26 protein-coding genes and 2 pseudogenes are annotated in these 21,770 nt (G+C 59.9%); 13 read left to right on the top strand and 15 right to left on the bottom strand.

Annotated features, from left to right (window positions below; translation table 11 throughout):
* Positions 1 to 2 precede the first annotated feature (2 nt).
* Positions 3 to 773: a hypothetical protein gene (locus tag HU718_RS21450; protein WP_186613893.1), complete on the top strand. Its 771-nt coding sequence runs from the start codon at positions 3 to 5 to the stop codon at positions 771 to 773.
* Positions 774 to 930: 157 nt separating this feature from the next.
* Here HU718_RS21450 and HU718_RS21445 read toward each other — a convergent pair whose 3' ends face one another.
* The 9 genes from HU718_RS21445 to merR (HU718_RS21405) all read right to left on the bottom strand — a co-directional run bounded on the left by HU718_RS21445 (position 931) and on the right by merR (HU718_RS21405) (position 9,055).
* Positions 931 to 1,233: a hypothetical protein gene (locus tag HU718_RS21445; protein ID WP_186613895.1), complete on the bottom strand. Its 303-nt coding sequence runs from the start codon at positions 1,231 to 1,233 to the stop codon at positions 931 to 933.
* Positions 1,234 to 1,243: 10 nt separating this feature from the next.
* Positions 1,244 to 2,185, bottom strand: coding sequence for a hypothetical protein (locus HU718_RS21440; RefSeq protein ID WP_186613897.1), 942 nt, complete (start codon positions 2,183 to 2,185; stop codon positions 1,244 to 1,246).
* Complete coding sequence (locus HU718_RS21435) at positions 2,182 to 2,730, bottom strand: hypothetical protein (RefSeq protein WP_186613899.1); 549 nt, start codon at positions 2,728 to 2,730, stop codon at positions 2,182 to 2,184. Before HU718_RS21435 ends, HU718_RS21440 begins: the two co-directional genes overlap by 4 nt.
* Positions 2,723 to 2,977, bottom strand: coding sequence for a hypothetical protein (locus tag HU718_RS21430; protein ID WP_186613900.1), 255 nt, complete (start codon positions 2,975 to 2,977; stop codon positions 2,723 to 2,725). Before HU718_RS21430 ends, HU718_RS21435 begins: the two co-directional genes overlap by 8 nt.
* Entirely contained in the window at positions 2,974 to 6,324 is a 3,351-nt protein-coding gene (locus HU718_RS21425) for a hypothetical protein (protein ID WP_186613902.1), read from the bottom strand. The genes HU718_RS21430 and HU718_RS21425 overlap by 4 nt, the downstream gene beginning before the upstream one ends.
* Before the next feature lie 3 nt (positions 6,325 to 6,327).
* A complete protein-coding gene (locus HU718_RS21420) occupies positions 6,328 to 7,254 on the bottom strand; it encodes an RAD23 family protein (protein ID WP_186613904.1) in 927 nt (308 codons plus the stop codon).
* Between the two features lie 44 nt (positions 7,255 to 7,298).
* On the bottom strand, positions 7,299 to 7,496 hold the full coding sequence (locus HU718_RS21415; protein WP_186613906.1) for a hypothetical protein: 198 nt from the start codon (positions 7,494 to 7,496) through the stop codon (positions 7,299 to 7,301).
* Positions 7,493 to 7,990 (bottom strand): hypothetical protein, encoded by a 498-nt coding sequence (locus HU718_RS21410; RefSeq protein ID WP_186613908.1) that lies wholly within the window; start codon positions 7,988 to 7,990, stop codon positions 7,493 to 7,495. Before HU718_RS21410 ends, HU718_RS21415 begins: the two co-directional genes overlap by 4 nt.
* A gap of 630 nt (positions 7,991 to 8,620) precedes the next feature.
* Positions 8,621 to 9,055 carry a mercury resistance transcriptional regulator MerR gene (merR, locus tag HU718_RS21405; RefSeq protein ID WP_032490487.1) on the bottom strand — a complete coding sequence of 145 codons (435 nt, stop codon included), beginning with the start codon at positions 9,053 to 9,055 and terminating at the stop codon, positions 8,621 to 8,623.
* 71 nt (positions 9,056 to 9,126) lie between these two features.
* Between merR (HU718_RS21405) and HU718_RS21400 the strand changes: the two genes are divergently transcribed.
* From HU718_RS21400 to merD (HU718_RS21375), 6 genes and pseudogenes are all read left to right on the top strand, one after another.
* The gene (locus HU718_RS21400) at positions 9,127 to 9,477 is read left to right on the top strand and encodes a mercuric transport protein MerT (protein WP_001294663.1); all 351 of its coding nucleotides are present in this window, start codon (positions 9,127 to 9,129) and stop codon (positions 9,475 to 9,477) included.
* A gap of 13 nt (positions 9,478 to 9,490) precedes the next feature.
* On the top strand, positions 9,491 to 9,766 hold the full coding sequence (gene merP / locus HU718_RS21395; protein ID WP_011405607.1) for a mercury resistance system periplasmic binding protein MerP: 276 nt from the start codon (positions 9,491 to 9,493) through the stop codon (positions 9,764 to 9,766).
* Between the two features lie 187 nt (positions 9,767 to 9,953).
* A complete protein-coding gene (gene merA / locus HU718_RS21390; RefSeq protein ID WP_011405608.1) occupies positions 9,954 to 11,663 on the top strand; it encodes a mercury(II) reductase in 1,710 nt (569 codons plus the stop codon).
* A 35-nt stretch (positions 11,664 to 11,698) separates the two neighbouring features.
* Positions 11,699 to 12,352 carry a phenylmercury resistance protein MerG gene (merG, locus tag HU718_RS21385; protein ID WP_011405609.1) on the top strand — a complete coding sequence of 218 codons (654 nt, stop codon included), beginning with the start codon at positions 11,699 to 11,701 and terminating at the stop codon, positions 12,350 to 12,352.
* A gap of 80 nt (positions 12,353 to 12,432) precedes the next feature.
* A complete protein-coding gene (merB, locus tag HU718_RS21380; RefSeq protein WP_011405610.1) occupies positions 12,433 to 13,071 on the top strand; it encodes an organomercurial lyase MerB in 639 nt (212 codons plus the stop codon).
* Positions 13,068 to 13,415 (top strand): annotated as a pseudogene (merD, locus tag HU718_RS21375) (mercuric resistance transcriptional repressor MerD). The gene merB (HU718_RS21380) and the pseudogene merD (HU718_RS21375) overlap by 4 nt, the downstream one beginning before the upstream one ends.
* A gap of 90 nt (positions 13,416 to 13,505) precedes the next feature.
* Here the strand turns inward: merD (HU718_RS21375) and HU718_RS29710 are convergent.
* Together HU718_RS29710 and merR (HU718_RS21365) are read right to left on the bottom strand one after the other, a co-directional pair.
* On the bottom strand, positions 13,506 to 13,964 hold the full coding sequence (locus HU718_RS29710) for a hypothetical protein (protein WP_011405611.1): 459 nt from the start codon (positions 13,962 to 13,964) through the stop codon (positions 13,506 to 13,508).
* An 84-nt stretch (positions 13,965 to 14,048) separates the two neighbouring features.
* Positions 14,049 to 14,483 carry a mercury resistance transcriptional regulator MerR gene (gene merR, locus HU718_RS21365; RefSeq protein WP_010981353.1) on the bottom strand — a complete coding sequence of 145 codons (435 nt, stop codon included), beginning with the start codon at positions 14,481 to 14,483 and terminating at the stop codon, positions 14,049 to 14,051.
* 67 nt (positions 14,484 to 14,550) lie between these two features.
* Here merR (HU718_RS21365) and HU718_RS29705 point away from each other — a divergent pair.
* The 5 genes and pseudogenes from HU718_RS29705 to HU718_RS21340 all read left to right on the top strand — a co-directional run.
* Positions 14,551 to 14,766: pseudogene (locus HU718_RS29705) on the top strand (oxidoreductase dimerization domain-containing protein); the annotation flags it as partial.
* Positions 14,767 to 14,780: 14 nt separating this feature from the next.
* The gene (gene merB / locus HU718_RS21355; protein WP_000761850.1) at positions 14,781 to 15,419 is read left to right on the top strand and encodes an organomercurial lyase MerB; all 639 of its coding nucleotides are present in this window, start codon (positions 14,781 to 14,783) and stop codon (positions 15,417 to 15,419) included.
* 111 nt (positions 15,420 to 15,530) lie between these two features.
* Positions 15,531 to 15,896, top strand: coding sequence for a mercury resistance co-regulator MerD (merD, locus tag HU718_RS21350; protein WP_000995361.1), 366 nt, complete (start codon positions 15,531 to 15,533; stop codon positions 15,894 to 15,896).
* Positions 15,893 to 16,129 carry a broad-spectrum mercury transporter MerE gene (gene merE, locus HU718_RS21345; RefSeq protein WP_005413392.1) on the top strand — a complete coding sequence of 79 codons (237 nt, stop codon included), beginning with the start codon at positions 15,893 to 15,895 and terminating at the stop codon, positions 16,127 to 16,129. The genes merD (HU718_RS21350) and merE overlap by 4 nt, the downstream gene beginning before the upstream one ends.
* Before the next feature lie 132 nt (positions 16,130 to 16,261).
* Positions 16,262 to 16,465: a DUF3330 domain-containing protein gene (locus tag HU718_RS21340; protein ID WP_005413391.1), complete on the top strand. Its 204-nt coding sequence runs from the start codon at positions 16,262 to 16,264 to the stop codon at positions 16,463 to 16,465.
* Between the two features lie 38 nt (positions 16,466 to 16,503).
* Here HU718_RS21340 and HU718_RS21335 read toward each other — a convergent pair whose 3' ends face one another.
* Genes HU718_RS21335 through HU718_RS21320 form a run of 4 tightly spaced genes read right to left on the bottom strand, consistent with a single transcriptional unit; the run spans position 16,504 to position 20,986 of the window.
* Complete coding sequence (locus HU718_RS21335) at positions 16,504 to 17,118, bottom strand: recombinase family protein (RefSeq protein ID WP_010981357.1); 615 nt, start codon at positions 17,116 to 17,118, stop codon at positions 16,504 to 16,506.
* Positions 17,119 to 17,178: 60 nt separating this feature from the next.
* Complete coding sequence (locus HU718_RS21330; RefSeq protein WP_156867124.1) at positions 17,179 to 18,372, bottom strand: TniQ family protein; 1,194 nt, start codon at positions 18,370 to 18,372, stop codon at positions 17,179 to 17,181.
* Positions 18,373 to 18,392: 20 nt separating this feature from the next.
* Entirely contained in the window at positions 18,393 to 19,301 is a 909-nt protein-coding gene (locus HU718_RS21325) for a TniB family NTP-binding protein (protein WP_000393453.1), read from the bottom strand.
* Positions 19,302 to 19,303: 2 nt separating this feature from the next.
* On the bottom strand, positions 19,304 to 20,986 hold the full coding sequence (locus HU718_RS21320) for a TnsB C-terminal domain-containing protein (RefSeq protein WP_010791757.1): 1,683 nt from the start codon (positions 20,984 to 20,986) through the stop codon (positions 19,304 to 19,306).
* 209 nt (positions 20,987 to 21,195) lie between these two features.
* Between HU718_RS21320 and HU718_RS21315 the strand changes: the two genes are divergently transcribed.
* Positions 21,196 to 21,732, top strand: a complete 537-nt coding sequence (locus HU718_RS21315) for a recombinase family protein (protein ID WP_186613910.1) — start codon at positions 21,196 to 21,198, stop codon at positions 21,730 to 21,732.
* Positions 21,733 to 21,770: the final 38 nt, after the last annotated feature.

The raw sequence follows: 21,770 nt of genomic DNA, 5'->3' as shown, positions 1-21,770 counted from the left end.
CAGTGACCATCATCGCTGCACTGGTAGCAGCTTTCGCTTTCGCGGCAGCATTGAAGTGCACTGCGAAGAAGATCAAGCCTGCTGGCTGGCACCTGCGCGAGCATCTAGGGGAGATCGGCGGCGCATTGACTCTCACGTACCTGGTCATAGTCGTTGTGGTAATTTGGGGGCGTGCAGATACCCTCATGACTATGCCGCTAAACGAGGTCGGTGATTTTCTAGCCGGTGCGTTCGGGCCAGTCGCATTTCTGTGGCTGGTATTCGGCTTCCTCCAGCAGGGCGATGAACTGCGGCAAGGCACCGAGGCGCTGAAACTGCAGGCGTTTGAACTCAAGAATTCAGTAGCGCAACAGTCAATTATGGCAGCTGCAGCGACCCAGCAAATAGACGCGCAACGAGCCGCACTGCAATTGCAGCTGGATGAGATCGAGCGTGGTAACCGGGCAAACTTTGTTTTCAGTCACGGAGTTCGAGGAGGCGGCGGTGTACCGGGTTCGAAGGTGGACACAAGTATGGAAATCGGTTGTTCTGGTGCTAACGCTTATGACGTCCGTATTGTATTTGAGCCGCCAATAGGAAGCACAGTATCAGTCGAGTCCGAGCAAATAACTCAAAGTCGAAAGTTTAAAATACCACTGGTCTTCGCAAACCCGTCTGAGGATGTTTTGGGTTTTATTACACTGAATTACAAAGGCGCTGATGCCAAGGATCGAGAGGAGAAATTCGTTTACTCAATCCGCGCCGCCGATCCATGGGTAAAGGTCAAATCCTAAATTCCGTCTTGGTATTAAAGTAGGGGCATTCTCTGCCCCTACTTTCACTTCCCCTTACCTTTCTCGGCCTTGCCTTTCGGCGGTTTGCCTGGGTTCGACTGCGGGAAGTACTCCTGCGTCTTCACCGGTTTTTTGCTCACACCCTCGCGTTTGTCGATCATTTCACCACCTCTTCTTCGGTGCCGGATTGGCACAGTTCGTTTTCTTCGTCAGCAACTGCCGGCAAGCGATGCCCGAACAACTCAGCCCGCAGTGCCTGTGCAACCTCATTAAGGTCTGGCCGGTCGGCCATCACCCACAAACCAGCCCGGAATCCACGCAGCAGCAACCGTCTGCGTTGCTTCGTGGCTTCGCTACCACGTTCCTCAGCGTCCGCCTGGAAGTCACGCAGCAGTGCCTCAAGCGCCGTCGCGGTGGTAACGGGCCGCTTGCGTGTCTTGTATTCGCTCGATTCGCCCATGGCGCCACCCCTAGAACGCCGGCCCGATTGCACTGCCGGACTTCAGCCCGGCCCAGTACTTGTCGAACTCGGCTTCGCTCATGCCCGCAATGTCGGATGCACTGACAGCGCCTTTTTCATCAGGCGCGCGTGCACTGCCGCTGAGGCTGCCCAAGCTGGTTGGTGGCTCGCGTCGTGGGGTCTGGCCGGAGGTCTTGAACCCTAACGCTTGTGCCTTCGCGTAGATTTTTTCAGCCGGGTTGGCCCCGTTCGCCAAGCACTGGCGGGCGAACTCACCCAGAGCAGTCGAGCGGATCATCTGAAATTGTTCCTCAGTCGCCTGCGGGTACAGCTGCCGTATTTGTGCGTCAGCGTTTCGCTGTACCAGGTCAACCGCCTGTTCGTAGTCCGGCACCGCCGCCATGAACTGCTGTTCAAGATTGACGACGGCGGCTGTTACCTGCTGGTGCTGCAGAGCTGCCTGCTGCTGTTGAGAGGGGCCGTTCTGCAGTTGGTCGAGCGCCTGCGCGAACTGACGCTCCTTCGCCTCGATGTATCCACGGGGATCTTCGTCAAAGTCCGGGATGGCCGCTTGTTCGGCAGCTTGTTGCTGTGCCTGCTGCGTGGCCTGCCACTGAGCTTGAAGCTGCTGCAACTGCTGCGCCTGTGCCTGGAGCTGCAGCTCAAGCGCCTGACGTTTGCTGCGCTCTTCATGCAACGCAGCAAGTGGCACTTTGCGCTTACTTTGACGGCCAGCATCTTGCTCAGCCTCGCGATCAAGTTCGCCTTGGCGCGTGTCGTCCAGGTCAGTCGGCAGCGACAGATCCTTCTCGACGGCGTGCAGGTCGAATTCGGCGACAGCGTTGGCGAGGCCTTCCGGGAGTTCGTCGCCTGAATCGGCAGCGTCTGGCACACCTACCGTACCTGTGAGTTCTGCGGCCATTGTCTGGCTGATATCGAATTCTTCACTCATGACTTCACTCCAGAACGGGACGGCGCACGTTGAGGCTTGGCGCTAGGGGATGATTTGGATGACTTCGGAGCAGCCTTTCCAGACAGCCCGTATCGATCTTTCAAACTGTCGGCACCGGCAGTGTTGGCGGCGCTCGCGGCGTTGGATTCCAACACCTGTGCCAGCTCTTTTTGTAGCTTGCTGACTTGCTTCCTGTGAGCGAGGTCGGCCAGGTACTCGTCAACCTCGGCAGCTGTCAGTGGCCGACGGCTGATCTGGTCGCCGCTCAGTCCGAAGCAGCGGCCGATGCGCAGCTTCTGGCGCTCGGCTCGCTGGATCAGCAGCAGTCCGCTCAGCAGCTCACCTTCGGCATTGCCGGCGGTACGTGCGTCGCGCTCGGTCGGCACATCGTCATGCGCAAGCACTGGGGAGCAGTCGAACAAAGGTTTATCGAAGGTCACCGTGTAGCCACCGCCTTGGGACTCACGGATGTGCCCACGGGAAAAATCGATGTTGTTGAGTTCTGCCTCGTGGCGAAGCTGTTCAAGCCGTTTCAAGTCAAACATGGGTGCAGTCCTCGGGTTGACGAGCGTTGACGATCTTGGCGCGCAGCAGATTCAGCTCGGCTTCGCGCTCAGCTTTTTTGTCTGGGCGAGTGGCCTCGCGCAGCTTCTTTTCTGCTGCCTGAAGCGCAGCGCGGGCGGCGGGTAGCTCGGTTTCAAGCAGTCGCTTGATACGCAGCAGTTCGTCGAGGTCGGCCCGTGCCTTTGTCACGACCGCAGCGGCCTCGATCGCTTGTTGGTTGGTGCTCATTTACCCTCCTGTTGCCCGGTCAGCCGGCGCAAGTTTTCGACGGCGCGGCGGTTGCCGTTGGCCAGGTATGGGACGAACGCAACACGCACAGCGGTGCGGGCCTTCTTCAGTTCGGCATCCAGAAAATCGCGCTTTTCGTCGTCGTCCAACGCAGCCCAACCCTTCGAGCGCATGGCGCGCAGCACCGTCTTGCTGGTCAGTTTCCCGGCCAGCTCGTTGAACTCACTCATCTGCTCGTCGCTGAGGTTGTAGCGCTGTTTCTTGATCGTGAAATGGTCCTGGGTCTTGCCCGGCGCCCAACCGATTCGGGCGGCTTCCAGGCGTACAGGGTCGGCCGTCTCTTTCGACTGTGCGATAGGTGCGGCAATAGAGAGCGGGCCACCAGGGTACGTGCGGTTCGCGACAGGGGCGCCGAAGTGGTCAAGCTTGATCGGCAAGTCCTGACGTAGGCCCGGTACCCGGTACTTGATCGCATCCAGCACAGAGTTCGTTTCACGGCCGTAAGGGTCGTTTTCGCTGGCGATGTTGCTGAGCAGTGTGAACGGCTGTGCCAGGGTGCCGGCTTGCTGCCGGAGATACCAACCGCCGTTGCGTTTCGGGTCGCTGAGGAACTCGCTGAAGTTCGACAGGCCTTGCATGTAGGTCTTGTTGATCGTGGCGTTCGCGAAGCTTCCGAGCAGACCTGCGGCGATGTCGCCAGCGTCCTTGTGCTGGTAGTCAGTGGTCGCCAAGTCGGCAGCCATGCTGAGCCATTGTGCAAATGGGTCGAGTCGGGAATATTCGTGGTAGGTGTCGTCGACCTTGATGCTGTACGGGCGCCAGCCTGTGGCCATTAGCGCCGCCTTCTCTTGCTTGTCTTCAGGGCCAGCACCGGTGATGTATCCCGCCTGAGCCAGTGCACCGGCACCGATCATCACGCTGGTGCCCCAGAGTACCCGAGCGATAGCGCGCTCCTGTTTGGCGCCTCCGGCTTTGATGTCAGCCCGGACATCTGCGAACGCTGGAGCGAGGGGCGTACGCTTCAGGCCGAACTTCACGATGTTCGCGGGCGTGCGTACAAACGGCACGATGATGTTCAACCACGGCGCTTTGGCTTTTGCAGACATGATCGCTTGGGCGAACGCACCGGCTTTGTTGTTGAAGGTGTTGGTTCGAGCATGCTCTCCCGCTTTTTCGATCATCCCGGGCGTAGGGTTCTGCACAAGCTGCTCAATGCGTTGGCTGAGTTTGGTGTCCTGAGGAATTGCGCCAGACTTCCTGTCTGCCATTGCTTGGTGACGTGCAAGTGACCGTAGTTCGCCCTCATAGTTGAGCGTCGCAAACCAGGCGTCCTCGGCTCCCAGCGCACGGTATGGCAGCGAAAACGCTTTCTCCGCGATGCCTTGCGCAGCCCTGATGCCCACGCCGGATTCAGCTTTGCCGACGCCCAGCATAGGCGACTCACCGGACTTGAAAGCGTCGTATGCGGCGATGCCTGCCTTGTTCATTCCTTTGGCCGAACCGATCAGCAGGTCCAGCGGTTCCGCAAATAATGTCTCACCGGACTTGCCGCCCGTGGCCAGGCGCTTCGCTCCGCCGACGCCGGCAGCGATACCGCGCTCGATCATTTCGTTACCGAGCGTCATCGTGTTACTGAGGATGTTCACCGCGTGGGTGCGGACGCCGCTCAGCAGTGCTGCGCGGTAGTAGTAATCGAACAGCCCCGGCTTGCGGTTGGCGATAAGCTTGGACGCATTGGCGACCCCGCCGCTCTGAACGGCTTTGCTCAAGGCAAGCGCTAAATCATCAGCCCCTTGAACACCGCCTATGCCTTCGAGGATGTGTTGCGCCTGGCGATAGTCGAATACCTGACGGCGCTGAGCCGCAAGCGCTCGGCCAGATTCCGCGCGGGCGCCTGCAAGTGCACCGAATGTATTTTGCAGATCCGCCACGCTCTGCACGAATTCTGCCCGCTGAATATCGTTGGCCTGCCCGCTGGTGATCTGCGCTTGTTGTTCGAGCACAGACTTCAGTCGGTCGCTGACGTGATCCGTCATCGCGATGATTTCTTCCGCGTTGAAGGCTTTGCCGATCTTGCGTGAGAACACGTTGTCGATCTTGCCGTCAGAGCCATCAATGCCAATCAGTCGAGCGAGCCGGCGCTGTTCTTCGAGCGTGACGACTCCGCGTCGACGGGCTTCAATATCTGCTTCCGCCGGGCGCAACAGATCCAGCGTCTGCGCGCGGGCATCTCCCTGCACACCGAGGTTATCCATCAGCGGGTTGATGTCTTGCGATTTGGCGAACGGTGTCGGCGCGGCCGCAGGGCTTGGCGCCTCCGTGACAGGTTCTGACGTGGGGGTGACGGCTTGTTGTGGTTGCGCCATGCCTTGCTGTTGTTGCACGGGCTGTGGCACCGGGGCTGGCTGCGGATCAGCAATGGTCGGGCGACGCAGTCCGCCTGCCGCCCCCATGAACCCGCCCAGCACCGCGCCTTGGCCGGCGGCGTTTCCGATGCCTTGGGTCAGCGGGTTGCCGAGTGCGGCGTTCTGCATGGCCTGCTCTTGAGAGGATTGCAGTGTCTCTTCGCCCGCTTCCATCCCGGCGCCGATACCCATGCGCGACAGGACGTTGCGCCCAACTGCTGGGCCAGATGCGCCTGCCAACATGGCATCGATATCAGCCGCTCCGAGGCGATTGCCCAACCCTGCGGAACCGGCACCAATCAGGCCCGTGAGTCCACCTGCGCCGAGTGCTGCAGCCGTCTGGCCGAGCGTGAGGTCGCCGGTTTGCTGGACTGTGTTGGCAGCCTGCTGACCCGCCGTTGCGAGTCCCTCGCCCGTACCAGCGCCGACCAGTGCAGCGCGACCTGCATTCATTCCGAGTGCCTTGGCGCCGAGTGCCGCGCCTTTGCCTGCAGCACCGCCGACTACCATTGTCGGCACCGACTCGACGACCTGGCCCGCGGCGTACGCCGGGTTTTGCAGTAGTGCGGCGATGGTCGAGCCGAACCCCTGCGCATTCACGACCTCATCACGTTGCGCTTTGGCTTGGGGCGACATCTCGTCATCCAGTACCTGACGTGCAGCCTTGGAGTCCAAGCCATGCCGGGCGAGCCACGGTGTAACCTCGCCGCCCGTGGCGATGTCGCCCAGCCCTGCAAGGCTATCGAATAGGTTGTAAGCACCGCGCCCGACATTGCCGCCGATGTCCGTTACCCACTGGCCGGCAGTACGGTCAGAGATATCTGCCCGGGGCGCTGCGTCGGGAAGATCGTCAAAACTCAGCCCGCCCGCTACTGGCCCGGCCTGCGCCGCTGGCACAGCTGCCGGGGCTTCGTCCGGGAGGTCATCGAATGAAAGCGCCATGGTTTAGATCCCCGCCGCCTGGATCTGCTGAGGGGTGTACCCACCCTGAATCAGGCGGTTAACCACGGCCTCCCGAGACTTGCCGGACTGGACGGCGCTTTTTGCAGCAGCCAGATCAGCACTCATACCGCCCCGAGGACTGGTTTGCGCAGGAGCTGCGGGCTTCGCCATCGGGCTGGAACCGCTGCCATACATGAGCAAATCAGCACCCTGCAGCGGCGCCGCAGACGCGGTCGCACCCGGCAGCCCAGGTACGGCAGGACCCGCGCCAGCGTTATCATCGGGCGCGACGTCGCCGAGCAGTGCCTGCATCGGGTCGGCCTTGCCTGGGGCGTACTGCCGGTAAGGCTTGCCGTAGGGCTTGTAGGTGTTGGTCGTTGGGTCGAAGATGTGCTTCTGCAACATGCCGTTTTCTAACGGCTCTTCGAGGACCTGGCGCGGCGTTGGGACTTTCGGTCCCGCCGACTGACTGCCACCGCCGGCACTGCGGGTGGCTTGCGCCTGGGCAAACTGGCTGGCCTGCTGCTGGAGCTGCGCCGCCCGATGGGCCTGCAGCGCGTCGCTGCTGTTCGCTTTCAGGATGGTGTCAGGATCGATGCCAAGCGATGCCAGCTGCTTGGCCATCGGCCCGAGCTGAGCTTGCAACGCAGGGTCTGCAAACGCCTGCTGTTGGCGCTGGGCCGCTTCCTGCTTCGCCTGGGCTTGTACCTGACGCAGCGCCATTGCCTGCTGTTGCTGCGTGATCATTTGGTCGCGATATTGCTGCAGGGCTTGAGCGCGCTGCATTTCTGACATGCCGGCCAATGCCTGACCGAGTCGAGCACCGCCGCTCGGGTTGCCTTGCTGCGGCCCGGACTGGGCGAGCAGTTGCGTACCGAGCTGACCGAGCGGCGTATTCAGCCCGCCGATCCCTTGGTTTAGCATTTCCATGATGGTCGCCATTTCGGTATCTCCCCCGGCACCGGCCGGCAGTTTTAACTACGTGATTCACGCGCAGCCTTGTCGAGGGCGGCACAGGTTGTTATCCACGCACGATCCTGAGCGCGATCTTCGGCGTCGATGATCAATTGCGTCTGAGCAGCCAAGTCGGCAGAAAGGGCTGCTGACAACTCTGGATCTGCCGTAGGAGGCAGACCGTTCGGGTAATGGCAGAACATCTCGGCGAAAGTCATGGCTCTACTCCTTCGGTATTGACGGAACGTGTACGAAGTTGGCGGCGTGCAGTGCGACGTGCTCGGGTATCGGCGTGCTCTCGAGCGAGGGCGGCGCGGACTGTGGTCTGTAGGCTTGGCGACAGCTCGCTGAGATCGTTTGGTAGAACGACCAGCTCATCACCAACTTCGTACAAGCTGAACAGGCTCAGATTCTTCAGATTGAGCATGGCGTTACGATCCCTTTCGACGGGTGGACGATGGCCGGACAAAGCCAGGCGCAGCCTTACGATTGAGTCGGAAAGGTGCCCGGTGCGCTGGATGACCAGCTCTGCGAGCTGTTCGATCGAGTAGGCGTTCTGCGGCCGTCCATGCGTACCCACGTGCACCGGCACAGGCTCGGGCAGCTCGTCTTTGTGGAGACTGAAGTAGGAGGGGTCTCGCCCAGTGATGGCCGCGAGCTGGCTCAGCGTGATCGCTGCTGTCTGTGATTTTTCTGGCGGCTGGCTAAACATTCCCAATCCCCCTGATTGGTTGAACTTTTTCCAATGTTTTAAATTTTATCGACGACGATGGCGGCACGATAGCGTCATTAGACGAGCGGTCGCATATTTATATTGACGTTGTTATGAAAGAGTGATAAATGATCTTGCGATTGGCGTGCTGGGGGGAAGTAAAATAGTGGCTTAAGCCTATGAAAATCCGGGGGAATTTTCGGGGTGGAAAATTCAGTTCTCACGGTTTCGATCCTGGGGAAGAAGATCTGAAATCTCAGCCGCTGTTATGTGTAGTGAGCGGCGCGAGAAGGACGATAGCGCCCCACACCCGCCCCCTCGATATCTCACCCGTCCCTCCCTCCAGGCACTCACCCCGCAACCGTGCCTTCTGCCAGCATTGGCGGCATCGACAATCAGCGAACGAGTTGTTGTGTGTGATGCACAATGATTTCCTGGGCGCAGTCTTATTTCCTAGGCTCGGGACGTATTCAATTGGGTACACTCTATTGACCGCGCGTCGGATGAATACAGTTACGTGGCTTTCAGCCTTGCTGTCATTTTCAGAAGGTGACTGCACGGAATATCAAGAGTCGGCTGCACAGTCTTTTCTGATCTGTGGTCGTCTCAGAAAACGGAAAATAAAGCACGCTAAGCTGTGGAAGCCCCTGCCAAGCTCGTTCCACCTTGCAACGACGCAATCAGCGGACACGAAACATTCCCCTGCCGCGAATGGCAGGCGCACACCAGGTCAGACAGCACAGCCTCCATGCGCGCCAAATCGGCCATCTTCTCGCGCACGTCTTGGAGCTTGTGCTCGGCCAGGCTGCTGGCCTCCTCGCAGTGGGTGCCATCGTCGAGCCGCAACAGCTCGGCAATCTCGTCCAGACTGAACCCCAGCCGCTGTGCCGATTTCACGAATTTCACCCGAACCACGTCCGCCTCCCCATAGCGGCGGATGCTGCCGTAAGGCTTGTCCGGTTCCGGCAACAGGCCCTTGCGCTGATAGAAGCGGATTGTCTCCACGTTGACCCCGGCCGCCTTGGCAAAAACGCCAATGGTCAGGTTTTCCAAATTATTTTCCATATCGCTTGACTCCGTACATGAGTACGGAAGTAAGGTTACGCTATCCAATCCAAATTCAAAAGGGCCAACGTATGTCTGAACCACAAAACGGGCGCGGTGCGCTCTTCGCCGGCGGGCTGGCCGCCATTCTTGCATCGACCTGCTGCCTGGGGCCGCTAGTACTGGTCGCCCTGGGCTTCTCCGGTGCTTGGATCGGCAACCTGACGGTGCTGGAACCCTATCGACCGTTGTTCATCGGCGCGGCGCTAGTGGCGCTGTTCTTCGCCTGGAAGCGGATTTACCGGCCCGTGCAGGCATGCAAGCCAGGTGAGGTCTGCGCGATTCCGCAGGTGCGCGCCACCTACAAGCTGATTTTCTGGATCGTGGCCGTGCTGGTCCTGGTCGCGCTTGGATTTCCCTATGTCGTTCCATTTTTCTATTAACCAGGAGTTCATCATGAAGAAACTGTTTGCCTCCCTTGCCCTCGCCGCCGCTGTTGCCCCGGTGTGGGCCGCCACGCAGACGGTCACCTTGGCCGTTCCTGGCATGACCTGCGCGACTTGTCCTATCACCATTAAAAAGGCCTTGAGCAAGGTCGACGGTGTTAGCAAGACCGAGGTCGACTTCTCAACCAAGCTTGCCGTCGTAACGTTTGACGATGCGAAGACCAACGTCCAGGCGCTTAGCAAGGCGACGACGGATGTAGGCTACCCATCTGAGCTGAAGAAGTAAGGCAACAAATAACGGCAGCATCGCTAGAACCACGGCAGAGATGCCGCTCAGGCGATTCTGCCGGTCGTCATCGCGTGAGCAGCCTGTAAACGACCCACGGAGCCTGTTCCCTGAAGCGCACAACCGATTCAGTGACCGAGGCGTCGTACTAGTTGGCTTGGGCACAACGGATAAAAGAGAGAGCGGAATGCAAGAGTTAAACGAAGTTGGTTTGAGCGTGGCGGGAATGACTTGCCCAAGTTGTACAAGGCACGTTGAGGACGCGCTGCTGGCGGTCCCCGGCGTAACGCGAGCGGCTGTCGATTATCCATCGAACAAGGCGCAAGTCACAGGCAATAGGCTTGACGTGTCCGCGCTCGTAGCAGCAGTGGGCGCCCTTGGTTACGGTGCTACGCCTACAGACGAATTTGAAAGCAAAGAGCGCAGTGTTGAACAGCCAGGACTCCTTGGCAAAGCCGCCCAGTGGCTGAGCGGCGAGCGCGCGGTGGAGAAACCGGCAGGTCAGCTGCATGTGGCGATCATCGGTACTGGCGGCGCCGCTGTGGCAGCAGCGCTGAAGGCAGCTGAAAACGGTGCCCGTGTCACCCTGATCGAGCGGGGAACTATCGGCGGCACCTGCGTCAACGTGGGCTGCGTCCCTTCTAAGATCATGATTCGGGCAGCGCATATCGCTCATCTGCGACGCGAAAGTCCTTTTGACGTGGGACTGTCGGCAACGCCCCCAGTTGTCCTGCGTGACCGTCTGCTGGCGCAACAGCAGGCCCGTGTGGACGAGCTGCGTCATGCTAAATATGAAAGCATCCTCGAAAGCAATCCGTCGATCAATCTGGTGCGAGGCAGCGCCCGATTCAAGGATGGCCAAACGCTTATCGTGGAAGCGGCAGAAGGTGACACTCGCGAAGTGGCCTTCGATCGCTGTCTCATTGCCACTGGTGCAAGCGCTGCCATCCCGCCGTTGCCTGGTCTTGCAGGAACGCCATATTGGACGTCCACCGAAGCCCTGGTTAGCGAAGCCATTCCTAAACGGCTGGCAGTAATTGGCGCCTCGGTCGTAGCACTGGAACTGGCACAAGCGTTTGCGCGCTTGGGCAGCGAGGTGACGGTCCTGGCCCGGCGCACCTTGTTTGCCAGTGACGACCCTGCCATTGGCGAGGCCGTGACTGCAGCTTTCCGTGCGGAAGGCATCACGGTGCTGACACAGACGCAGGCGAGTGCCGTGACCTATTGCGACCGCCAATTCATCCTGACGACCGCGCAGGGCGAGTTAAAGGTGGATCAATTGCTTGTTGCCACCGGCCGCACGCCAAATACCGCAAGCCTGAATCTCGAGCGCGCAGGTGTGACGTTTGACTCGCAACATCGCATCCTGATCGATCAAGGCATGCGCACGAGTGCTTCGAACATTTACGCAGCTGGCGACTGCACTGACCAGCCTCAGTACGTCTACGTTGCAGCCGCGGCTGGTACCCGGGCTGGCATTAATATGACCGGCGGCGACGTAAAGCTCGATCTCGACGCCATGCCGGCAGTCGTGTTCACCGATCCGCAAGTTGCCACGGTAGGCTACAGTGAAGCAGAGGCCCAGCGCATTGGTCTGCAAACCGAAAGCCGTACGCTCACGCTCGACAATGTGCCGCGTGCACTCGCCAACTTCGATACCCGCGGCTTTATCAAGCTTGTTGCTGAGGCAGGGTCCGGACGCATTCTCGGAGTCCAGGCTGTGACACCGGAAGCAGGCGAAATCATCCAGACTGCCGCGATTGCCATCCGGGCCCGCATGACCGTCCAGGATCTGGCTAACCAGCTTTTCCCTTACCTCACCATGGTTGAAGGTCTCAAACTGGTGGCACAGACTTTTTCGAAGGATGTGACACAGCTATCGTGCTGTGCCGGCTAAACCTTGGGCACCAAAACAGGGACAGAGGAGTTTTTATGTTTTGTGACATCAGACTTAAATTACGCCGTGTACGCGCGTGCTTGACGATCGTACTGGCAAGTACCGCAACGTTAGGCATGCCAAACCAAGCGTTGGCGGCTTATGATTTTTCTAAGCTCGGCGCCGCGATTGAAACATTGTCGCCAGAGACCGTCAGTGATTGGGAAAAGAAGGCCAGGGCTGGCGATGCCATGGCTCAGAACATCATGGGTCTTGCGTACAAATGCGGTATGGGCGTAAAGCAAAACCACGCGGCATCGATCCAGTGGTTCCGCAGGGCGGCCGAGCAGGGTGAAGCCGATGCACAGTTCAACCTCGGGCGCCTCTACGGAAGTGAAGTCGACGGTATGTATAAGAATGGGCGTGCGGCTCCTGCCAACGATGCAGAGGCTTTCAAGTGGTACCGCCTCGCTGCCGAGCAGGGACACACGCAGGCTCAAGTCAGGCTGGCCCAGCTGTTTGCAAAGGGTCTTACCGACATCGCGCCCGACCAGGTGCAGGCATACCAGTGGATGAGTCTGGCCGCAGCGTCGGGAGAACCGACAGCAGCAAAAGTCGTTGCAGACTATGCAGCTCAAATGAAGCCCGAACAGTTACAGCAAGCCCAGCTGCTGGCCGAGGAATGGCAACGCCGGCAAGGCACAAAGTAATTCGTCTTTGTTAAGCGCAGGACGTAACCGCCGAGTAAGGTTTATCCCGGTTGATCGCTGCCCGATATAACAGGTGGAAAATGGACAAGACTATTTATTCCAAAAAGATTGCCGAAAGCCTTTCATCTGGCAATCATCCTAAAGAGTTCGCAACGCTCTTTGTCGCGCTGCTCCGACAGCTAGCGATGGGGGGACCTGTATCACGCGAAAAGCTCGCCGGCGCACTCGGATGGTCTGGAGCGAGAGTTGCAACGGTACTTGAGCAGGCACCTGGTACGGAATATGACGACGAGGCCAATATCATTGGACTGGGGCTGACACTACGTGAAACCTCTCACGTTTTTGAGGTGGATGGCCGTCATTTGTACACATGGTGTGCGCTGGACACCTTGATGTTTCCCGCCTTGACCGGCAAGATTGCCCGTGTCACTTCCCGCTGCGCCGCCACCGGTAGGCCGATCACTCTCACCGTTGCACCAGAAGCAGTGCTTCATGTCGAACCGGCAGAAGCAATGGTTTCACTGCGAACTCCGGATACTTCGCCCGACATTCGTTGTTCGTTTTGCTGTCATGTGCATTTCTTTGCGTCTCCGTCTATTGCAAATTCGTGGGCTTCGACCCACCAAGGGATTGAGGTCGTGCCTGTCGAGAGTGCGTTCGACCTTGGTCATGATGTCGCGCTTAAGCTGCTAGAGGACTGCGAGGAAAGCCCAGTATGAATGCGTACTCGATATCGAAGCTGGCTGATGATGCTTGCGTCAGCGTGCATGTCGTGCGCGACTACATGATACGCGGCTTGTTGCACCCTGCTCGGCGAACCGAAAGTGGCTAGAACATTTTCGATGACAAAACACTCGGAAGGCTGCGGTTTCTCCGCGCAGCCTTCGAGTCCGGAATTGGGCTCGACGAACTGGCGCGACTTTGCAAAGCATTGGACGCAGACGATAGCGAAAGCCTGGACCGATGCGTCGAGCGCGTGCGATGGAAGATCGACGTGCGTCGAACAGTTTTGACTGTCGTCGAGGCCTCTTTGAATGAAATGGCGGCCGGTGCAGCTACTTGAGGTCCGGCCGGTAAAAGCGTTGGAATTAGCCACTTCGTATATAATATATTGATTAATATAGCTTTTTCGATGAATGTTTGACTAAAGCCTTTATCGCGACAGTGACTCCTGAAGCTGCTTAAACTGCCCCTGAATCACCGCTTTTTCCTGAAGAATCAACTTGTTCTCATCGGACAGAACTTCCGCTCTATTCTGAGAGGCTTTCAGATCCGTTTTGGTGACCTCTAATGCTTGGGATAGTACGGCCACCTGCTTATCGGCATCTGCTTTCTGGCTTGCGAGTGCGGCAATATTATCCGCCAATTGTTTGCTTTCATGCTTCCGCTCCCGGTTTTTTGCCGAGGCGTCGTTAAGTTGATGCTCCAAGTTCTGGATATCGGCCACTTGCCTATCCAAGGTGCTTTTGTGCATCGCATTGGCCTGTTCGAGCTCATGCGTTTGTCGTTGTAATTGCGCATTAGTGTCTATCAGCTCGGACGCTCTTGACTCGGCTTGGATGAGCCGGTTTTGCAGGTCTTGAATCTGGTCTTTCAGGCCCCGGTTAACCATCTGGAATTGCTCGCGCTCCTGCTGCCGGTCTTCGGCGGTGCGTTGCTGGTAGGGGGCACCTCAGAAAACGGAAAATAAAGCACGCTAAGCTGTGGAAGCCCCTGCCAAGCTCGTTCCACCTTGCAACGACGCAATCAGCGGACACGAAACATTCCCCTGCCGCGAATGGCAGGCGCACACCAGGTCAGACAGCACAGCCTCCATGCGCGCCAAATCGGCCATCTTCTCGCGCACGTCTTGGAGCTTGTGCTCGGCCAGGCTGCTGGCCTCCTCGCAGTGGGTGCCATCGTCGAGCCGCAGCAACTCGGCGATTTCATCCAGGCTGAAGCCCAACCGCTGGGCCGATTTCACGAATCGCACCCGTGTCACGTCCGCCGCGCCATAGCGGCGAATGCTGCCATAGGGCTTGTCCGGCTCGGGCAACAAGCCCTTGCGCTGATAGAACCGGATGGTCTCCACGTTGACGCCGGCTGCCTTGGCAAAAACGCCAATGGTCAGGTTCTCCAAATTATTTTCCATACCGCTTGACTCCGTACATGAGTACGGAAGTAAGGTTACGCTATCCAATTCAAATTCGAAAGGACAAGCCGAGGAAGGTAGCGGACGACTCATTGGGGTACAGGCAGTGGCCCCGGAAGCGGGCGAGCTGATCCAGACGGCGGTGCTCGCGATCCGTAACCGCATGACCGTACAGGAACTGGCTGACCAGTTGTTCCCCTACCTGACGATGGTCGAGGGGCTGAAGCTCGCGGCGCAGACCTTCACCAAGGATGTCAAACAATTGTCCTGCTGCGCAGGATGAAAGGAGATGGAACCATGAAGCTCGCCCCATATATTTTAGAACGTCTCACTTCGGTCAATCGTACCAATGGTACTGCGGATCTCTTGGTCCCGCTACTGCGGGAACTCGCCAAGGGGCGTCCGGTTTCACGAACGACACTTGCCGGGATTCTCGACTGGCCCGCTGAGCGAGTGGCCGCCGTACTCGAACAGGCCACCAGTACCGAATATGACAAAGATGGGAACATCATCGGCTACGGCCTCACCTTGCGCGAGACTTCGTATGTCTTTGAAATTGACGACCGCCGTCTGTATGCCTGGTGCGCGCTGGACACCTTGATATTTCCGGCGCTGATCGGCCGTACAGCTCGCGTCTCATCGCATTGCGCTGCAACCGGAGCACCCGTTTCACTCACGGTTTCACCCAGCGAGATACAGGCTGTCGAACCTGCCGGCATGGCGGTGTCCTTGGTATTGCCGCAGGAAGCAGCCGACGTTCGTCAGTCCTTCTGTTGCCATGTACATTTCTTTGCATCTGTCCCGACGGCGGAAGACTGGGCCTCCAAGCATCAAGGATTGGAAGGATTGGCGATCGTCAGTGTCCACGAGGCTTTCGGCTTGGGCCAGGAGTTTAATCGACATCTGTTGCAGACCATGTCATCTAGGACACCGTGATCGGATATCGACCCAATGTTCTACGGCACCGGCATCGGATTCGCAGCGCGCGGATTGAACTCGGCGAAACGGTATATGCATTGCCGTGAACCGACCAAAAGGAGGTGTTCGATGAACGCCTACACGGTGTCCCGGCTGGCCCTTGATGCCGGGGTGAGCGTGCATATCGTGCGCGACTACCTGCTGCGCGGATTGCTGCGGCCAGTCGCCTGCACCACGGGTGGCTACGGCCTGTTCGATGACGCCGCCTTGCAGCGACTGTGCTTCGTGCGGGCCGCCTTCGAGGCGGGCATCGGCCTCGGCGCATTGGCGCGGCTGTGCCGGGCGCTGGATGCGGCGAACTGCGATGAAACTGCCGCGCAGCTTGCTGTGCTGCGTCAGTTCGTCGAACGCCGGCGCGAAGCGTTGGCCAATCTGGAAGTGCAGTTGGCCGCCATGCCGACCGCGCCGGCACAGCATGCGGAGAGTTTGCCATGAACAGCCCCGAGCGCATGCCGGCCGAGACGCACAAACCGTTCACCGGCTACCTGTGGGGCACGCTGGCCGTGCTGACTTGCCCCTGCCACCTGTCCATCCTCGCTGCCGTGCTGGCCGGCACAACCGCCGGTGCATTCCTTGTCGAGTATTGGGTCATCACGGCGCTCGGTTTGACCGGCCTGTTTCTTCTGTCACTGGCGCGGGCGTTGCGGGCATTCAGGGAAAGATCATGAGCGCTTCCCGGCCGGATGGATGGACTACGGCGGAGGGCCCAAGCGTTCGAGCGCGGGCAAGGCTTTCTGTTCGCAAAGCCGATGCCGGCGGCGGCATTCGCCGTCTTCGTCAGTCAATGGAGGGGTGCCACCATGAATGCAAATGATCCGACCGCCACCAGTTGCTGCGTGTGCTGCAAGGAAATTCCGCTCGATGCCGCCTTCACACCGGAAGGCGCGGAGTACGTCGAGCACTTCTGCGGGCTGGAGTGTTATCAACGTTTCCAGGCGCGGGCCAGCACTGCGACCGAAACGAGCGGCGAACCGAACGCTTGCGGTTCGCCGCCGTCAAATTGAGACAAACCACGCTTTCGCTACGTCGCCTCATGTCGGCATCAAATTCGGCTGAGTAGCTTCTCGCCATCTGGACGTAGCTCGCCCTTGGGTGAAATATGCCGATACAGGGTCTGCCGCGTGATGCCAAGTTCCTGGCACAGGTCGCCGACCTTGGTCTCTGACTGCCCCATTGCCGCCATCGCCAGCCGCAGCTTGGCGGCGGTCATCTTGAACGGCCGGCCGCCTTTCCGGCCGCGTGCCCGTGCTGAGGCCAGGCCCGCCACGGTGCGCTCGGCGATCAACTCGCGCTCGAACTCGGCCAGCGCGGCGAAGATACCGAAGACCAGCTTGCCGGCGGCGGTCGTGGTGTCAATGGCCGCGCCGTGCCCGGTCAGCACCTTGAGGCCGATGCCGCGTCCGGTCAGGTCATGGACGGTATTGATCAGATGGCGCAGGTCGCGCCCGAGCCGATCCAGTTTCCAAACGACCAACGTGTCGCCTGGCCGTAGTGCCTTCAGACAGCTCGCCAGACCGGGACGATCCTCGCGTTTTCCGGACGCTTGGTCTTCATAGAGATGCGCCGGATCAACACCGGCCGCGACCAGCGCATCGCGCTGCAAGTCCGTCGCCTGGGAGCCATCCGCCTTCGATACTCGCATGTAGCCAATCAGCATCTTGTACCTGTCACATATACGTTCGATTATGTGACAGTTTGCATCGGGAAGCTCTGCACGTCAAAATTTGTCACTTAACCCGTCATTCTGTCTAAGGCATGCAAAGGGTAGGCTAGGCTCATAATGTGACAGAAATTCCGGGGGGATGCCTTCCTTCGCGAAGGTGGCGCGCAACTGTTCCAAGGAAGCGGGGTCGCGCCGACCATAGGAAGCCAACGCGAACAGCGAGCGTGCCGTCTCGGGGTTGTGTCGTGCTTCAATGATGGCCTCATCAATGGCCTGGATTGCACGCTGCCAGTGATCGACGGGTTCGGGCTTCGGCGCTTTCGCCGGCAGGCCACTGGTGAACCCGGTTTGGGGCTCGGACCAGAATAGCTTTGCGTGCTCGCCTGGCGGGCTTATATCCCTCACCTCAATCAAGCTGATTGCCGTTGCCGCCGCCTCCAGCATCTGCAACCGTACTGCCGGGTTCAGGGTTTCATACGGTCGCCACAGACTTTGCCCAGCACGCAGCGGATGCCCGCAGCATTCCCAGATTTGGCGGAGATACCCCGCGTAGGTGCCGCACGTCGAAAGCGGGGTGTTCAGCTCATCGAGCAGCGTGCGTAGCAGCCTAAACCACAATCCGGCGTGGATGCGTCGGCGCGGCAACTCCACGTGGCCGGTCGTCAGTGCCTGCCAGGTACGCTGGTCCATCGCCGCAATCGCGTCGCTGGCAGTGCGCGGTTCGGCGTCGGCGTTCTCCCAGCCGAGAAACCGCCCTGGCACGCCCCAATAGGATTCCAGCCAGCAGCCATGCAGTGGGCAGCTCAGCATCAGGGGCAGCTTCCACGCGAGCAGTACGGCTTGGTTCTCCGGATCGTTCAGACAGAGCGGGCAGGCGCGATGTATCGGCTGGCTGGGCAGCCAGGCACGCCAGCTCGTGATGGATCGCGTCCTACGGCGGAGTTTCGGCAGCAGCACCGAGAGCTGGAACGCATAGGTTTCCAATGCATCTGGAATCTGATCATCAAGGCTGTCCAGTAGCCAAGGCACCCAGCCGGCGAAACTCATGCAACGCAGCCGGTCCGGCTCGATGCCGCTCCGCTGGGAGAGCATCGCCAGCAGCGCCAGTGGTGGCGCGGTGTCCAGGTCATCAACCTGGCCGTGACCAAGATCGTGCTCCAGCAGCTCGGACACCTCCATGTGATAGCAAAGGGCCACGCGGTTGAGCCACGAAGACAAGGCTTCGCCTTCCCTGGGAGCCGGATGCAGTGGCCAGTGTGGCGCTGGCTTCACATCAGTTCCCGCTCGAATTGCCGCCGCCGCTCGCTGGGACCGGTGTAATCGGCCATGCTGAGCGTGCGATGGTTGATCGCTTCCTCACCGCTCTCCACGGCAGCGACGGCCGCCGCCATCAACAGGTGCGCCAGCTCGCCGATGGTGCCCTCGCTGCGCGTGAGCAGGTAGCGGGCCATATCCAGCGTGGCAATCGACGAGGGTCGCCGCAGCGGGAGCGAAGCCGCGAAGCTGGCCAGCAGTGAGCAGCAATCGTCGTTGGCCTCCCACACCGGCAGCATCATCGGCTCGAAGCGGTTTTCCAACTGGTCGTCCGAGCGGATCGCCAAGTAGGCATCGCGTGTGCCGACCCCGACCAGCGGGATGCGCAGCTCGTTGCCGAGGAAACGCAGCAGGTTGAGGAATTCCCGGCGGTTGACGCTGTTGCCGGCCAGGACGTTGTGCAATTCGTCGATCACCAGCATGCGCACGCCGACCTTGCGTAGCAGTGCCAGCGCCAATTGCTCCATTTCCGGCAGCCGTGGGCGCGGGCGCAATGGCGCGCCCATCGCGGCAAGTAGCGCGACGTAGAAGCGGATTACCGACGGTTCGGATGGCATCTGCACGACCAGTACCGGAATGTGCTCCTGGTCGGCGTCGGAGCTGGCCGGGTGGGTGCGGCGGAATTTCTCGACGATCATCGACTTGCCGTTGTTGGTTGGACCGACCAACAGCAGGTTGGGCATGCGTTGTTTGTTCGGCCACGCATACAGGGCTTCCAGCCGATTCAGCGCCTCGACTGCTCGCGGATAGCCGATCCAGCGGTCAGCGCGAAGGCGATGGATGCGTTCGTCCGCCGGAAGACGGGCCAAGCCCTGGGCCACCGGCATCAGGTGGGACAAGTCGATGATGGGATATTCTTCCACGGCTACCACTCCTCAATCTGGTCGAACGGTTTGGCAGGTGGCTGGTTGTCTGCCTGCGGGTCAGCCATGTCCGCGTCCGGTGGTGGCGTGGTTTTGAAAAGAACTGCCGTTGCCTTGAGATGCTGGCGTCGATCCGCGTCGCGCCGCGCCTTGCGCGTAGCTTTCTGCGCGGTGGACACGATTTCGCGCATCTGGCCGATCATGCGAAACAGCGCCGACTCATCCACCTGTTCGCGCCCTTGCTGCCGCAATTTCGCCAGCGCCTGTCGTTGTTCCCAGAGGGTGACAGCCGGGTGCGACAAGGTGCGGTATGGAATTTCCAGATAGTGCTGCCCCTCCGGCTCCAGCACCCAAATGCGGCTGATGTCGCGCGGGTCGCGCCGGATCAGGAACGCAGGCAAGCGGTCGCGCCGAGCTATCCACGGCTTGAGCGCATCGGCGTAGTAATGGATGTGGTCGATGACGAAGCCGGTGCGGGTCAGCGTGCGGCGGATGATGGGCAGAAAATCGACCAGAAAAGCCGTGGTGCGAGTGATGACGGTTGGCACGCCGGTCCGCGCGATAGCTTCGGCCCAGCGCGCTGCCGGCGGCTGGAGCAGGCCGTTGTGCACGGAGCCGTGGTAGGTGCCGACCGCCAATGTGAGCCAGCGCTCCAGCTCACGCAGCGTCAGGGCGGCCTTGTTTTCGGAATCGTAGTCGCCGCGCTGGTCAGGGTTGGAGAAGGTCGTCCCTGGCAATTCGTCGTGGATCATCTGCATCGCCGTGCCGATGATCCGTTCCACGATGCCGCCGTAGTGCGGCTGCCCGAGCGGGCGATAGTCAAGCCGGATGCCATGCTGCTCGCAGCCTCGGCGTAGCGCTTCGCTCTTGAACTCGGCCGCGTTGTCCAGGTAGAGCAGCCTGGGCTTGCCGCTCATCGGCCACTCCATTTCTATGTTCAGACCCTCCAGCCAGGGACGCTTGTCGCAGGCGACATGCACAAGGCACAGGCCGACCGAAACAGATGACGGCGCTTCCAGCGTGACGACCATGCCGAGCACGCAGCGGGTAAACACGTCGATGGCGATGGTCAGATACGGACGGCCAATCGGTTGCCGGTCGCGCTCGTCCACCACGATCAGGTCGATGACCGTGTGATCAATCTGCACTTGTTCCAGTGGCGCGGTCACGGCGGGAGGCTCACCACCGACACCTTGCAGGCTGCGGGACGCATCCTGACCTTCCCGGCGGCGAGTGGCCTTGAGCGGATCGAGGCCGGCGATCCGCAGAGCCACGGTGTTGCGCGCCGGCGCCCGCAGCTTTTGCGCTTTGCAAGCCTGCGCGACCTCGCGGTGGAACGCTGCCAGGCTACGCTTCTGCTTGGTCAGGAAGCGCTTTTGCAGCAACTCGCGGATGATGCGCTCAACTGATTCCGGCAAGCGTCCCTTGCCTTTTCCGCCGCCGGATCGGCTGCGAGCCAGGTCCGTCACAAGCCCAGCACCTTGCCGGGCACGGCGGATTAGGACATACACCTGCCGCCTGGACAGGCCAAGCGCGTGAGCAGCGGCATCGGCGGCTTCATGCCCGACCACATCAAGCGCTGCCAGCGGCCCGATGATTTCCGCCCGTTGCCGGGCCTGCGCCCAAGCCGCATCGGGCAGGGTGGCCACGCCTTGCTCGGCAATCAATGATGTGTCTGACGCCATGCTCACACCTCGCTTTGGTGCACACGAGTATTGAGCATAGTCGAGATTGGTGCAGATGACTTCTGATATTGCGTTGTCAGGAGTCGCCTGCACATCTGGCGTTACGCCCCGTCAATTGGTGCAGTCGTCTTCTGAAAATGACACTTGCTTTACGGTCCATTGCTCACCAGAATGATTATGTCTAGAACCTAATGAATACAGGTGATGCGATGGACATTGGTTACATTCGGGTCAGTTCGGCGGACCAGAACACAGTCAGGCAGCTGGATGGTGTGCACCTGGATCAGGTGTTCACTGACAAAGTCAGCGGCAGCACGGTGGACAGGCCAGAGCTGCAGGCCCTGCTGCGATCTGCTCGAGAGGGCGATACCCTGCACGTTCACAGTATCGACCGCCTGGCGCGGTCTCTGGTGGATCTTCTGGCGCTGGTCGAGGGGCTGACCACCAAGGGTGTCGCCGTGCAGTTCCACAAGGAGCAGCTGCTTTTTGCCGGGGAAGCTAATCCGATGCAGCAGCTCATGCTCTCTTTGCTCGGCAGCGTGGCACAGTTCGAGCGGAGCATGATCCGGGAGCGGCAGCGCGAAGGCATCGCCAAGGCCAAGGAAGCCGGCGCCTACAAAGGTAGGGCGAAGTCCGTAGATGATGGTGCGATCCGTTCGGCGATCGAGAACGGAATGTCTTACCGAGAAGCAGCGAAGGGCTTGGGCGTGTCGCTCAGCACAGTACAGCGAGCAATGAGGCAATGACGGCGGCTGTCTATTCTTACAGTCTGAAGGGTCTATTA

The sequence above is a fragment of the Pseudomonas tensinigenes genome (assembly GCF_014268445.2).
GTDB lineage: Bacteria > Pseudomonadota > Gammaproteobacteria > Pseudomonadales > Pseudomonadaceae > Aquipseudomonas > Aquipseudomonas tensinigenes.
This window is presented reverse-complemented; position numbering and strand designations above follow the sequence as displayed.